Origin of the sequence: Marinobacter antarcticus (assembly GCF_900142385.1) — a bacterium.
Taxonomy (GTDB): Bacteria; Pseudomonadota; Gammaproteobacteria; order Pseudomonadales; family Oleiphilaceae; genus Marinobacter; species Marinobacter antarcticus.
On sequence record NZ_FRAQ01000004.1, the window covers coordinates 64,278 to 78,714 of the forward strand.

Sequence of the window (14,437 nt, forward strand, 5' to 3'; positions counted from 1 at the left end):
GATCCCTGGTCCAGTGGTCAATCTCATCCGGAGCTGGTTGTCAGCTCCATGGTTATATTTGATGGGCGATATTGTAGGGAGCAGCCCGCACAGCCGCAAGCGTTAGGCTGCTATAACCTTATTACCCAGATCAACTTCTCATCAGTTTTTCAGCAATTCCTTCAGTTCGTAAAGCCGGTTCATTGCTTCTCTGGGTGATAATCCGTCCAGATCAAGATCCTGCAGAGCTTCTTCCACGGCGCTGGGCTCTGCGTTTGCAAACATATCACCTTGGTAGACAGTCTGGCTGGCCGCCGGAGGTCTATGGCCAGCCTCAGCCACCGTGGGCTTGGTCGCTGCGGGCACTGCGCTACCTTCCAGCAGTTTTAGCTGTGCTTTAGCGTTGCCGATCACGCTCTGGGGTACGCCGGCCAGTTTGGCCACCTGCAGACCGTAGCTCTGGCTGGCCGGGCCTTCGTGCACGTTGTGCAGGAACACAATGCTGTCGTCGTGCTCGGTTGCGGTCAGGTGCACGTTGACCGCGTGCTCAAGGTCGTCCGCCAGTTGCGTGAGCTCAAAATAGTGCGTGGCAAACAGGGTATAGCAGCGAATCTCTTTTGCCAGATGCTCTGCCGTGGCCCAGGCGAGGGACAAACCATCGAACGTGCTGGTGCCGCGGCCCACTTCGTCCATCAGAACCAGGCTGAACTCGGTGGCGTTGTGCAGAATGTTGGCGGTCTCGGTCATTTCCACCATGAAGGTAGAGCGCCCACCGGCAATGTCATCTGACGAGCCCATGCGAGTGAAAATTCGATCCACCGGCCCCAGTACCGCGCGGTTGGCTGGCACGAAGCTTCCGGTGTAGGCCAACAGGGCAATAAGAGCTGCCTGGCGCATATAAGTGGACTTGCCGCCCATGTTCGGGCCAGTAATAACCAGCATCCGACGCTGGGTATCCATCAGCAGGTTGTTGGGCACGAAAGGTTCATCAAGAAGCTGCTCGACGACCGGGTGCCGGCCATCTTCAATTTCGAACCCCGGAGAATCACGGAACTCTGGTGCGGCAAAGCGCAACGTGGTGGCACGCTCGGCAAAGTTGCTGATGACATCCAGCTCTGCCAACGCCTGAGCGGCATCCTGCAACGGCGCGAGCTGTTCCGCCACGGTTTCCAGTACTTCATCGTAAAGCGCTTTCTCTCTGGCCAAGGCCCGGCTTTTGGCGCTCAGGGCCTTGTCTTCGAATACTTTCAGTTCCGGTGTGATAAACCGCTCTGCATTTTTCAGGGTCTGGCGGCGAATGTAATCCACCGGTGCCTGAGCGGACTGAGCACGGCTGATTTCAATGTAGTAGCCGTGCACCCGGTTGTAGCCCACTTTCAAGGTGCTGATGCCGGTGCGCTCACGTTCCCGGGTTTCCACGTCCAGCAGGTATTGGCCGGCGTTTTCACTGATGTTACGCAGTTCGTCCAGCTCTTCGTCGAAGCCCTCGCGGATTACGCCGCCTTCCCGGATCACAACCGGGGGGTTATCGATAACCGCGCGCTCCAGAATGTCTGCCAGTTCGGGGTATTCGCCAATCACCGTGGCCAGCTTGACAATGTGGTGGGAGTTAACCGGCTTCAGTGTTTCCTGCAGCTCCGGCAGGGCCAGAAAGGCATCTCGCAGACGAGCCAGATCTCTGGGGCGGGCCGAACGCAGTGCCACACGTGCCAGCACACGCTCAATGTCGCCCACGGCTTTGAGCAGGTTGTGTACTGGCTCGTAATAGAAGCCCTCAAGCAGTGCGGATACCGCTTGCTGTCGCAGCTGTACCACGTTCACGTCCCGCAGTGGCCGGTTCAGCCAGCGTCTTAGCTCCCGGCCGCCCATGGATGTTGCGGTTCTGTCCATCACCCAGGCTAGAGTGTGCTGGTGACCACCCATGAGGTTGACGTCAATTTCCAGGTTCCGACGACTGGTAGCGTCCAGAATGACCGCTTCGTCCCGGCGCTCCCGGGTCAGCTTGCGGATGTGGGGCAGGGCGGTACGCTGGGTTTCTTTTGCATACTGCAACAGGCAGCCGGCTGCACAAATAGCCAGGCTGAGATCTTCACAGCCAAAACCGGTGAGGTCGCGAACCTGTAGTTGCTGAGTAATGACACGGAGGGCTGTATCGGATTCAAACAGCCAGGGCCCCTGACGGCGAACGCCGGTAAGGCCTGCAAGCACCTCTTGAAACGGGAAGTCCTCACTGATGAGTATCTCCGCGGGGCGCAAGCGCTGAAGCTCTCCCTGCAGGGCTTCCAGGTTGTCCAGTTCTGAAACCACAAATCGACCGCTGGAGATGTCCAGTGATGCAAAGCCGAACTGCTCGCGGTGATGGAATATGGCGGCCAGCAGGTTGTCGCGGCGATCTTCCAGATAGGCGTCATCACTCAAGGTTCCGGGGGTAACGATTCTGACCACTTGGCGATCAACCGGCCCCTTGCTGGTTGCCGGGTCACCGATTTGTTCACAGATGGCGATGGATTGACCTGCTCTGACCAGCCGTGCAATGTACCCTTCGGATGCATGAAACGGTATGCCCGCCATGGGAATCGGGTTGCCGCCGGACTGGCCCCGGGCAGTGAGCGTTATGTCCATCAGCTCTGCCGCTTTTTTGGCGTCGTCATAGAACAGCTCGTAAAAATCACCCATGCGGTAGAACACCAGCTCATCCGGGTGCTGACCCTTGATTTTGAGGTATTGCTGCATCATCGGGGTGTGCTTGGATAATCCGCTGGAGGGCGCTTCATTACTGGTTTTCTGCATACTTCCTCAATCGCTTGGGGCAACGGTGGGGCAAACTGCACCTTTTATTTCTAACTCCTGCCAGATGAAATCCGACTCGTTTTCAGACTCCGAATCCATCCAGCAGGCATAGGTGTGTCGAGTGGGGTGAGTGTATCAGTTAGGTCTTGGGCACCTCCACGCCTTCCATTTCGGAGACCCAGAACCCCGCGCCATCAAAACCACTGCAAAAATTCCTGACCCTGGCCTGCTGAGGCGCGCTGTAACTTGAGCTAAGAACCGGGTAAACCGGCCCTCAGCCCAAAACGGGGTCTCAGGGTCTTAATGGAGCTTCAGGCCGTGCTCCAGATCATAATATTAACTTGGAGACCTGATCGGAAGGGACACTAACCAAGCCGTTAGTGTCAACAACCTGAATCGAAAAGTTCCAATCGCCTGAACCAAGCTCATTAAACTCGTAACTGGTGGCATCGCCGTCCAGCTGAACCTGATAAGTCAAGTCAGAGGGGTTCTGGCCGTAATTGACAAGGTAATGATCAATCGCGCTGAGCGACAGGGAGCTGCCATCGGTTCTCATCAAAGGAGCTGTCCAGGTCAGCGTAGCCAGCATAGCCGGGTCGGAGTCAGCCAGGCTTGTTTCCAGAGTTCTTGGGTCCAGATCTTTCTGATAGGCCTCAAAGTTGGTGACGTTGCCGGAATTCAGGATGTCATCGCCGTCTTGCACCCAGACATTGGTGCCATAGTTGAGCTCCCAGGTATTCGGTAAGCCGTCCTGGTCAGTATCCGTGGCATTGGACTCACTGGGATCAGGCACCCGGAATACGCTTCCGTAATCCACTAAAGCGCCGGTGGACGCCTCAACCACGATCAGTTGAGCGACTGCGTCTCCGCCCTTTTCATAATACTCCATGGCAACCGGTACCGACTCTCCCGGGGCCAGTGCGACCTCATGGGAATAGCTGGCGGCGGACTGATTCAGCCAGACGTCAATGACAGCCTGGCCAGCCAGAAAGAGCCGAACCCCGTCGTCGGTGCGCGTAGTGAAGCGATATACAACTTGGCCTTCGGCGTGGGGAGCAGTAAATTCGCCAACCCAGCGAGCGCTGAATTCATTCGATGGCAGATCGTCGGACGGTGAACCACCACCCCAGTCAAAATCAATCTTGGATTCGTTTCTAACGGCGACCAGCTGATTAAAATTTATGCCGCGAAAATACTGACCTACAAAGCCGGCAAGGTACTGTTGACTATCCTCGGGTACAGGCGTTTCGCTTGCTGAGTTCAGATCAGTGCCGGCTTGGTATTCTTTCAAGTTGCTATAACCGTCGCCATCCTTGTCCTGCTGGTCGTCCGCGCTATCGAGTGGGTCTAAGGAGCCGCTAACTTCAACGCCATCGGGAATGCCGTCGCCGTCGGTGTCAGCGTTGTTTTCCGTCGTACCCAGAAAGAATTCGTCATATGCGGTAAGAAGATCGCCGTCCGGATCGCTTTGAGCATCAGCAGGGTCTTTGGGATCGAGGCCATTGACCACTTCCCAGTTGTCATAAACACCGTCACCGTCCTCGTCCTGAGGCGGGAAGGATGAGTTGAAGCCGATGTTGGCACCGGCGTCCAGGAATCCAGCCCTGTAGCCCAGGTGGTAAGCTTCCTGAATGGACATGCCGGGCTCGGCTGCCGCCGGCGACCAAGAGTGCAATGCGCTTGAGGGCACAACGCTCCGGGCAAAGCCGGGACCTTCCCAGGCTACGGTAAAATGATCATTTCCGCCGCCCTCCTTGAAGCGGATCTCGAAATAATAGCGCTGGCCACTCTCAAGTGTTCTTAAATCGGAGCTCTGGGAGCTGTACTTATTAAATTCACCGACTTTGGTCCATCCGGGGACGCTGGCAACCAGTTCGCCGTTATCCGAACGTTCCGATGAACTTAAAAATAGCAGGGTTTCGTCGTCGCCGGTGATGTAAAAACGGTAATCACCATCCAAAGGTGGCTCAATATAACCTCTGACCAGAGCGCCGAAGTTATCGCCCCGGTTTCTGGGTGAGTCGAGACTGGTTATTTCAAGCACTTCGTGGGGGTTGTGGGGGTAATCCGGGTGTGCAGTGAGGTCGCTTACCTTGGTGCCTGAGATGTCATCCCAGTACAGGACGTCAACCAAGCCTGGTTGACTTTCACTTAACGCAAGGCCTGGAGTGATGCTCAGTGTTACAAGGATGCCTACAGCAATACTTCGAGTAATGGACATAGTAAAAATTAATTCCTGATAAACACTCCTATCCCTGGTGAGTATATGTATAGTTATTCAGCGAAATAATGGATCTGAATTATTAAGTTAAAGCACAAAAAGTCTTATGTGCTCTTGAGTGATTATTTAATTCGGGCCAAGTCTACAGTGTTGTTAATAAAAATAATGCATTGTGTTTGCAGGCTTCAGGTCTGATATTTTAAAATATTTAACTATGTTAAACAGGAGTTTAATAGGAGTTCAGGTCGGGTTTCAAAAGGTTTTATGGTGCCTTTAATTTGTAAATTATTATTGTGATTTATTGCAGATAGTTTAATCAGAGGTGTATTTGGTAATTAATGTAGCGTTTGGTGGGTTTATACTATGAAATCTGTATAAGATTTGTAGTTTTAATAATAAGAATTAATCGTGACTCCAATTGTAAATTCCGCCAGAAAGGCTGGCATTAGCCATCGCACCCATGAATACGACCATGGCTCGATGAGTGAGTCCTTCGGTCTGGAAACTCTGTAAAAGGCCCGAAAGGTGCCTTTTACAGAATTGAATTAAAGAGAACAGTGACTGTCGAGATGAGACCCCAAAACCCACCGGAGAAACAGTAAAGGTTGCCCATGGCAACAGGGCGTTAATCCTTAATTTTTATGCTCATAATAACTAAGTATTACTTTATAAAATGTCTGTTTAATGTTTCTATCTGACAATTTAAAAAGTGAGCCTCGCTGGTTATAATCAGGTTGTTTAATCGCTAAACCATTTTCCTGCAGTGCTATCTGGACTTGGACTTGGATCTTGAGTTTGCTCGTTATCTGTATCGGAGTATAAGCAAAAGAACCGGGAGCGTTGATCACCATCAGTTCGGATTAGAAGTGATAATCCCAGGTCAAATAATCTTTCAATATTTTCTGGTTGTTTTATTGATTCGTTTGCCAGTTGCGAGAGATTATTCATGATCTTGCCTCGTGACGTAAGGAATAATCTGGCATGCCCTTGTATGGAGGTTTCCATGGCATTGACGAGTCCGGATAATCTTGCTTTGAATGAAGCTACGGATTGTAAGAAAATAACGCCCGTGATGAAACGAAGGAGAACATTATGCCTGCCAGTGACCGCGAACTCGAACAAGCAGGAAGCCGGTTGGCCGAGCAGCTGTTGGCAGCGAACCTTACTCTGGTCACTGCCGAAAGCTGCACCGGCGGCTGGGTTGCCAAGGTACTGACCGATAAGGCGGGCTCTTCCGCTTATGTGGTGGGCGGCCTGGTGACATACAGCAACGACGCCAAACAGAAGCTGCTGGGAGTTTCTGATGTGTCCCTGGATAAGTATGGCGCCGTCAGCGAGCCGGTTGTCCGGGAGATGGTCGCAGGTGCACTGGCGACAACCGGAGCCGGTGTTGCGGTGGCTGTCAGCGGTGTAGCAGGACCTGGAGGCGGCAGTGAAGAAAAGCCCGTTGGAACTGTCTGGTTCGCCTGGGGTAGCAGTGTTGAAGCCACAGAGGCAGTAGTTCAGTATTTCAGCGGCGATCGCGATCAAGTGCGACGACAGGCCGTTTTCTTTGCGCTGCAAGGTGTTAGCGGGTTTTTGGGACAAGCGTGAATACTTTCACAATAACAGGGGTTGGTCTCGTCCTCGGGGTATGTTTTAATACTGTTCAAATATACAGGGAATTCACTGTTACCGCTGTACAGGTTCCCGCTTAACTATACCTCCCCCGGCTTGCCAGATCCTGCCGGGGGCGAAGGCAACAGAGGGTTTGCACTGATGGAAGACAACCGCAAAAAAGCATTGAGCGCAGCGCTGGGCCAGATTGAGCGCCAGTTTGGTAAAGGCGCAGTAATGAAAATGGGCGACCAGCCCCGCGAAGCCATGCCTGCGGTTTCCACCGGCTCTCTTGGCCTGGACGTTGCGCTGGGTATAGGCGGTCTGCCTTACGGACGGGTTGTTGAAGTTTACGGACCTGAAAGCTCCGGTAAAACAACACTGACTCTCCAGGTTATCGGGGAAGCACAGAAAGCGGGTAAAACTTGTGCTTTCATCGATGCCGAACACGCCCTGGATCCTATCTACGCAGAAAAAATCGGTGTTAACGTAGACGAACTTCTGGTTTCCCAGCCGGATACCGGGGAGCAGGCTCTGGAGATTGTCGACATGCTCGTGCGCTCCAACGCGGTAGACGTCATCGTTGTGGACTCCGTTGCCGCCCTGACACCGAAAGCTGAAATTGAAGGCGAAATGGGTGACAGTCACGTCGGCTTGCAGGCCCGCCTGATGTCCCAGGCTCTGCGTAAGCTCACGGGTAATGTGAAGCACTCCAACTGCCTGCTGGTCTTTATCAACCAGATCCGTATGAAGATCGGCGTGATGTTCGGCAGCCCCGAAACCACCACTGGTGGTAACGCCCTGAAATTCTACGCATCTGTACGCCTTGATATCCGCCGCATCGGCGCTGTGAAAGAAGGCGATGAAGTTGTTGGTAATGAAACCCGTGTCAAGGTCGTCAAGAACAAGGTAGCTCCGCCTTTCCGGCAGGCCGAGTTCCAGATTCTTTACGGCAAGGGCATTTACCAAATGGCTGAAGTGCTCGATATGGGCGTTAAAGAAGGCTTTGTGGACAAATCCGGAGCCTGGTATGCCTACAACGGCGATAAAATTGGCCAGGGTAAGGCCAATGCCTGCAAGTTCCTTGAAGAAAATATGGAAATTGCCAAGGAGATCGAAGCCAAGGTGCGTGACAGGCTGATGCCGAAGCCGGTTTCCAAGAAAGATGCTGCGGCAGCCGCTGAAGCGGCGGAAGAAGCGAGTAGTGAACTGCTTTAACACATCCCGGGAGGTGCGTTATGGATCGCAAAAAGAAATTGCTTGTTGTTTCCCATGCGCCTTCCCCGAACACCCTCACCCTGCGCAATGCAGTTGCTCAGGGTGCAGGCCATGAAGACATTGAAAACGTTGAAGTAACCGTGCTGGCACCATTTGATGCCGGCCCGGATGATGTTCTCGCCTGTGATGCCATTATCCTTGGCACCACCGAAAATCTCGGTTACATGAGCGGCGCTCTCAAAGATTTCTTTGATCGTAGCTACTACCCCTGCCTGGAGAAAACCCAGGGCCTGCCGTTCGGCTATTATATTCGTGCGGGTCACGACGGCACAGGAACACAGCGCGCTATCGAAAGCATCACCACCGGGCTGCGCTGGAAAGCCGTTCAGGAGCCACTGATCTGCCGTGGTGAATACCGGGATGAGTTCGAAGAGCAGTGTCGTGAACTGGGGATGTATGTTGCAGCCAGCTTGGATGCCGGGCTGTTCTGAGAGGTATGTCAGTTGGCGAAACGGTTATAAAAACCTTCGATACGTGATAGGGCATTGTCCACAGCCCTGGAATACCCTTTTTTGTTGAGGCAATAGCTGAACTGTACGCTTACCCTGTAGCCAGTCTGAAAGGGATGGCATTCTATAACCCGGGCACAAACTCTCGACTCACTGATGTATTTGCCTTCAAAATCCATAAGCAGGCGCGTGCCCGGTTCTAGCGGCCGTGGGCACAGCACCGCCATGCCGTAGCGGTTCAGGTCAAGGCAGGTGACCGGGGCCGGGTTTTTGCCGATCATAAGACTAAAGAACAATGGTCGGAAGAGTAAGTGTAGTTCTGCGATAAAGATCAGGATAATGAAGGGCGATAAAAACGTGAATCTGATTACAAAGCGACGCTTCCCGGGACGTTTACGACAATTCTTTTCCCTGAACGCGACAGACTGGTCTGCAGAACCTACAATGACCGGCCAATGAGTCAACCGTTACAGGACCCAACCTTGAAGTCACTGTCCCTGCACCAGCTTTACAAAGCCTGTGTTCTGAAAGATCTGCCGTTCAAATCCACCAGACAGCTGGAGCCTCTTGCTGAAATCGTAGGCCAGAACCGGGCCCAGGAAGCGGTGCGCTTTGCTCTGGCCATGCCCCATGGCGGTTATAACGTGTATGCCGTGGGCCGGAACGGTCTGGGTAAGCGCACAATGATGTTGCGCTACCTTGAACATCATCTGGATACCAAACAGCAAAGCCACGACTGGTGCTATGTCGCCGATTTTGAAGAGCCTCGGGTTCCCAAGCTGCTTCAGTTGCCAGCAGGCAAAGGTGTGCGGCTGAAGCAGGACATGGAAAAACTCATGAGCCGGCTGGTAAAGGTTATCCCGCAGACCTTCGACAGTGACAGCTTTCTGGAGCGCTCTGAGAAGCTCAAAGAGGAGTACGCGAAGAAGCAGGAAGACGAGCTTGAGAAAGTAGCTGCGCAGGCGCGCCGGAAAAAAGTCAGCCTCACTATTACAACGCCCGGTGGATACCGACTGGTGGCGATGAACGGTGATCAGCCCCATACCGCAGAGACGTTCAAGGCGCTGACAGACGTGCAGCGAGACAAGTTCGAGGATTCAGTCAACAAACTTGAGAAAAAACTCCGCCAGGCGCTGCGTAAGTTGGCTGACTGGGAGCAGGATTACGCCGATAAACAGCAAGCGTTGAACAGGGAAGCTCTGGAGGGTATCTCTGGCCATCAGATTGACGAGCTGATTGAAAACTACAAGAGCCTTCCGGATGTGGTTGCCTACTTTGAGGCTGTGCGGGCGGATCTGGTCGAGAATCTGGAGATCTTTCTCGAAGACAACGAAGAGCAGGCAGCCATTGCCTATGCGGCGCTGGATAAAAAGATGCCGCGCCGTTATCTCGTTAATGTGCTGGTGCATCAGAAAACCAACGAAGTTCCGATGGTGGTGGAAGACAACCCGACTTACCACAATCTGTTCGGGTACGTTGAGAATGTTACCTACAAGGGCACCGTGTTCACGGACTTTTCTCTGATTCGTTCGGGCAGCCTGCATCGGGCCAACGGAGGTTATCTGTTGATGGATGCCATCAAGATGCTCGAGCAGCCCTTTGTCTGGGACGGGCTGAAGAGGGCCCTGCGAGCCCGGTCCATTCAGATCAACTCCCTTGAGCGTGAACTTACCCTTTCGGGCACGATCTCGATTGAACCCCAAGGTGTGCCGCTGGATGTAAAACTCGTGCTTTTCGGCGATCGTGAAACCTGGATGTTGTTGCAGGACTACGACCCCGAGTTTGCGGAGCTGTTTCGGGTAACAGCGGACTTTGAGAATGAAATGTACCGCTCGGACGGCAGCCAGGTGACGTATGCGAAGTTTATTGCCAGCGTGGTAAAAGAAAAGAACCTTCTGCATTGCACAAACAAGGCGGTGGCACGGATCATAGAATACAGTGCACGTATGGCAGAGCATCAGGATCGACTTTCGTTGCACGCCGCAAATATCGCTAACCTGCTTCGGGAGTCAGATTTCTGGGCACGTCAGGCCGACGCTAAACTGATTCAGGATGTTCATGTAGAGCGGGCTTTGGAGAGCGCCAAATACCGCAGCAGTCGGATTCGTGATCAGTTCTATGATTCCATTCGCGACGGCTCCACGCTGGTATCAACCCAGGGCGCGATTGTCGGGCAGGTAAACGCGCTGTCTGTGCTGTCTACCGGCGGGTTCGAGTTCGGGCTGTCCAACCGTGTAACCGCCACCTGCTATTATGGGGATGGTGGGATCATGGATATTGAGCGGGACGTAAAGCTGGGCGGCAATATTCACTCCAAAGGCGTGATGATTCTCAGCTCCTGGCTGGCTTCCCATTTTGCCGTGACCGATCCGATGCACCTGTCTGCCAGCCTTACGTTTGAGCAGAATTATGGCGAGGTGGATGGTGATAGCGCTTCGCTGGCAGAGCTCTGTGCTCTGATATCCTCGCTGTCGGGTGTTCCGGTGCGTCAGGATTTGGCGATTACCGGCTCTGTTAATCAGTTTGGTGAGGTGCAGCCTATCGGTGGAGTTAATGAGAAAGTTGAGGGTTTCTTTGCTACCTGCCAGCTTAAGGGTGGGCTAACAGGCACCCAGGGCGCGATCGTACCTGCGAATAATGTGCAGAACCTCATGCTGGACAGCGAAGTGGTTCAGGCGGTTCGTGAAAGCCGGTTTGCCGTCTACGCTATTTCGAATGTTGAGGAAGCCGTTACTTTGCTGCTGGACAAGCCTGCCGGGAAGGTGGACAGCAAAGGCAACTATCCGAAACAGAGCGTTTTTGGCATTATCCAGCAGAGGCTTGAGAAAATGCGCGAGCACGAACGCCAGGAGCACGCCCGGGACGATCAGAAAGATCCGTCAATTCACTGAGCGGCTATCACAATAAAACAGACAGGAGAGAACACGCCCATGACTGATACTCAGCAGACTGTATACGTGGTAGAGGACGACGAAGCCGTCCGTGACTCACTGGAGCTGTTGCTGAAATCCGATGGCAAGCCGGTCAAAACCTATGAGAACGCGGCGGTGTTCCTGAAGGACTACTCCGAAAAGATGGCCGGGTGCATTGTGCTGGATATCCGCATGCCGGGTATGGACGGTATGGAGTTGCAGAAGAAGCTGAACGACAAACACTCCATTCTGCCAATCATTTTTGTGACCGGGCATGGCGATGTGCCCATGGCGGTCGATGCCATGAAAGAAGGCGCTGTAGACTTTATCCAGAAGCCCTACCGTGAAGAGGCACTGCTTGAGAAAATCGAAGCTGCGCTGGAGCAGGATCTGGAACAGCGCAAGACGCTTGGTGAGAAACAGGAGATTATTCGCCGGATCAAGAGCCTGACCCCTCGGGAACACGAAATCATGGATCGAATGATAGAAGGTCAAGCCAACAAGGTGATCGCTATTGAGCTGGAAATCAGTCAGCGCACAGTAGAGATTCACCGCTCCCGGGTAATGCACAAGATGGGCACCCATTCACTGGCACATCTGGTTCGTATGGTGCTGTCCGTAAAGAACCTTATCGACGCGCGGTAATACCGCCGGCATTATGCGGTTATGTTTTTGACCGGCCTTTTACTATATGACCGAAGTTGTCAGCGAAAATTCAGAGGTTACGGTTCTGCTTGTGGATGATAATCCACAGAACCTGAAAGTTCTCTATGAGACTTTGAAAGACAAAGGCTACCGGCTGCTGATTGCCAATGAGGGCGAAAAAGCACTGGATCTTGCTCAACGCCACCAGCCTGAAGTGGTTCTACTCGATATCATGATGCCTGAAATGGATGGTTATGAGGTCTGCCAGCGCCTCAAGGCCGATCCTGAAACGGCTGACTGTGCCGTGGTATTTCTCTCAGCCCTGGATGACTTGCAAGCCAAGGTAAAAGGCTTTTCTCTCGGTGGCGCAGACTATATCTCCAAGCCGTTCCAATCTCAGGAAGTCATTGCCAGGGTCAAGACCCACGCCCGTGTTATACGGCTAGAGCGTGAGCTGCAGGCTCGCAACCGAGAGCTTCAGGGTGACCAGACCCGCATCCTCAATTCCATCAGTGAAGGCATATATGGCCTTGATGAACACGGCACAATTGAGTTTGCCAACCCTGCCGCTGGTGTCATCATGCGGTGTCCAGCAGAGGACCTTGTAGGTCGTAATTTTTTTGCAGTTCATTTCTCAACGGCAGCTGAATGCCCGGCCAGCCTCCCGGTTCACTCTACCTGCAGTCAGGGTATCGCGGAGAATCAACGCGATATCCGGATGCTGCGCACGGATGAAACCGGGTTTTCTGCTGAATATCGCTCCACGCCCAAACACGATGGCGAGGAATTGCATGGGGCGGTTGTTGTATTCCGTGATATTACCGCTGAACTGGAGAGCGAGAGGGCACTTGATGAGGCGAGGGAGCTGGTTCAGGAGCAGCGCGACCAGCTGGCCCACACTTCCCGGTTAACCACCATGGGTGAGATGGCTGCCGGTGTGGCTCATGAGGTAAACCAGCCGTTGACGGCAATTACGAACTACGCTCGGGTTGCCCAGCGTGTTATGTCCAAAGAGAGCCCGAACCTGAGCTTGCTGCAGGAAACCCTCGACAAGATTGAGGCTCAGTCCCACCGCGCCAGCGAGATTATCCGCAGAATCCGACGATTTATGAAAAAGCCGGCAACCGGCAAGGAAGTGCTGTCCCTATCCGCATTACTGGAAGATACACGCCAGTTTGCAGAAGTAGACATGCGTAATAACGATGGCGCAATCGAGCTTGTTGTACCAGCCGACTTACCGGATATCCTGGCCGATCCGATTCAGGTGCAGCAGGTTGCCCTTAACCTGATACGAAACGCGCTTGAGGCCACGCGCAGTGCAGAGTCTGCATTGCCAGTGGAAGTGAGCGCGAGAGTGACGGGTGAAGGTTGTGTCCGGGTTGAGGTTCGCGACCATGGCGTCGGGCTTGCGGAAGATGCAGAAGAAAAGCTGTTTTTGCCTTTCTACACCACTAAAGATGAGGGTATGGGCATTGGCCTACCTACCTGTCGTTCCCTGATTCAGGCCCAGGGAGGTGATATAGGTTTTGAGCGCCCCGAAGATGGCGGCGCCCTTTTCTATTTTACGCTGCCTGTGGCTGGCGCAGCGGCATCATCTTGCCCGGCAGGCGCTGGGAGTTCTTCTGGCGCCGTTTAGATCCATTCGATGCGCCCACTGAGGTGCGGTGCATCGCCTCTTGCGTTCAGCAGTTGATAATCCCACCCGTTTTTTCCTGTCTGCCAGTTCAAAAGCGCGGTGCCCGGTAAAAACAGAGGTTTCTTGAACTGGCAACTCACTTTCACCGGGCCTGATTGCCACCCATCTTGTTCCTCCAAAATGGCCAGAGCGTGTGCTTTGCTCCACATGCCGTGCGCTATTGCCCTTGGAAAACCAAAAAACCTGGCGCTCAGAGCGTGCATGTGAATCGGGTTGCTGTCGCCGGAAATTTTCGCGTACTGCCGCCCGATGGATTCCGGCGCTTCGATCTCTGTTGTATTCGAATAATGCTCCAAAGGCGGTGGAGCCGATTTTGTGGCCGGATCCACGTGCTTTTCGGGTTGTCGGAAGAGCATGGTACTGGTCTCCTCCCATACCACTGTGCCTGCAGAACTGGCGTTCGTAATCAAGCCGAACTCTATGCCGCGGCTGGTGCGTTCCTGATGACCCAGGCAGACGTCCAGCTTCAGAGTTTCGCCCACCCCAATTGGCCTGTGTTGGGTTATGGTATTGCGCAGGTGCACCAGCCCCAGGAGTGGTAATGGAAAAGCCTTTTCGGTCAGCAGCTTGAGATGAAGCGGGAACGCAAGAATGTGGGGCCAGGTAATAGGTATATGATTACTCGGTCGGAATCCGCAGGCGCGTTCATATTGGCTCAGGTCATCGCTAGCGGTGTGAGCACAAAGCAGTTCAGCGGAGAGCCGTGGAAGTGTAATGGCTGCATCAGATATGCTTTTTTTCGGCAGAAGAGCCCTGCCGTAGAGTGGAAGCAGCGTCGGCGGGGTATCTCGATAAACAAGCGTGTCTGGCATGATTGTTCTCCCTGATAATCGATGTATTCATGGATAGAATATGAAGGATTGACCAGAGA

10 protein-coding genes are annotated in these 14,437 nt (G+C 53.4%); 6 read left to right on the top strand and 4 right to left on the bottom strand.

Features of this window, described 5'->3' with window-relative positions; all coding sequences use genetic code 11:
- Window positions 1-141: 141 nt before the first annotated feature.
- Both mutS and BUA49_RS15655 read right to left on the bottom strand, forming a co-directional pair.
- Entirely contained in the window at window positions 142-2,769 is a 2,628-nt protein-coding gene (gene mutS, locus BUA49_RS15650) for a DNA mismatch repair protein MutS (RefSeq protein WP_072799296.1), read from the bottom strand.
- Window positions 2,770-3,097: 328 nt separating this feature from the next.
- Entirely contained in the window at window positions 3,098-4,990 is a 1,893-nt protein-coding gene (locus tag BUA49_RS15655; protein ID WP_072799298.1) for a PA14 domain-containing protein, read from the bottom strand.
- A 1,092-nt stretch (window positions 4,991-6,082) separates the two neighbouring features.
- Here BUA49_RS15655 and BUA49_RS15660 point away from each other — a divergent pair.
- From BUA49_RS15660 to BUA49_RS15670, 3 genes are all read left to right on the top strand, one after another.
- The gene (locus tag BUA49_RS15660; protein ID WP_072799300.1) at window positions 6,083-6,583 is read left to right on the top strand and encodes a CinA family protein; all 501 of its coding nucleotides are present in this window, start codon (window positions 6,083-6,085) and stop codon (window positions 6,581-6,583) included.
- Between the two features lie 165 nt (window positions 6,584-6,748).
- Window positions 6,749-7,804 (top strand): recombinase RecA, encoded by a 1,056-nt coding sequence (gene recA, locus BUA49_RS15665; protein WP_072799302.1) that lies wholly within the window; start codon window positions 6,749-6,751, stop codon window positions 7,802-7,804.
- 20 nt (window positions 7,805-7,824) lie between these two features.
- Entirely contained in the window at window positions 7,825-8,295 is a 471-nt protein-coding gene (locus BUA49_RS15670; protein ID WP_072799304.1) for a flavodoxin family protein, read from the top strand.
- Between the two features lie 8 nt (window positions 8,296-8,303).
- Here BUA49_RS15670 and BUA49_RS15675 read toward each other — a convergent pair whose 3' ends face one another.
- A complete protein-coding gene (locus BUA49_RS15675; protein WP_139248805.1) occupies window positions 8,304-8,594 on the bottom strand; it encodes a PilZ domain-containing protein in 291 nt (96 codons plus the stop codon).
- A 201-nt stretch (window positions 8,595-8,795) separates the two neighbouring features.
- On the opposite strand from BUA49_RS15675, the gene BUA49_RS15680 reads away from it, so the two are divergent.
- Genes BUA49_RS15680 through BUA49_RS15690 form a run of 3 tightly spaced genes read left to right on the top strand, consistent with a single transcriptional unit; the run spans window position 8,796 to window position 13,506 of the window.
- Window positions 8,796-11,204, top strand: coding sequence for a Lon protease family protein (locus BUA49_RS15680; RefSeq protein ID WP_072799305.1), 2,409 nt, complete (start codon window positions 8,796-8,798; stop codon window positions 11,202-11,204).
- Between the two features lie 39 nt (window positions 11,205-11,243).
- The gene (gene fixJ, locus BUA49_RS15685) at window positions 11,244-11,870 is read left to right on the top strand and encodes a response regulator FixJ (RefSeq protein WP_072799307.1); all 627 of its coding nucleotides are present in this window, start codon (window positions 11,244-11,246) and stop codon (window positions 11,868-11,870) included.
- Between the two features lie 46 nt (window positions 11,871-11,916).
- Entirely contained in the window at window positions 11,917-13,506 is a 1,590-nt protein-coding gene (locus BUA49_RS15690) for an ATP-binding response regulator (protein WP_072799309.1), read from the top strand.
- On the opposite strand, the gene BUA49_RS15695 is transcribed toward BUA49_RS15690, so the two are convergent.
- Entirely contained in the window at window positions 13,503-14,378 is an 876-nt protein-coding gene (locus BUA49_RS15695) for a MaoC/PaaZ C-terminal domain-containing protein (protein ID WP_072799310.1), read from the bottom strand. The two genes, BUA49_RS15690 and BUA49_RS15695, sit on opposite strands and share 4 nt — an antisense overlap.
- Between the last annotated feature and the right edge of the window lie 59 nt (window positions 14,379-14,437).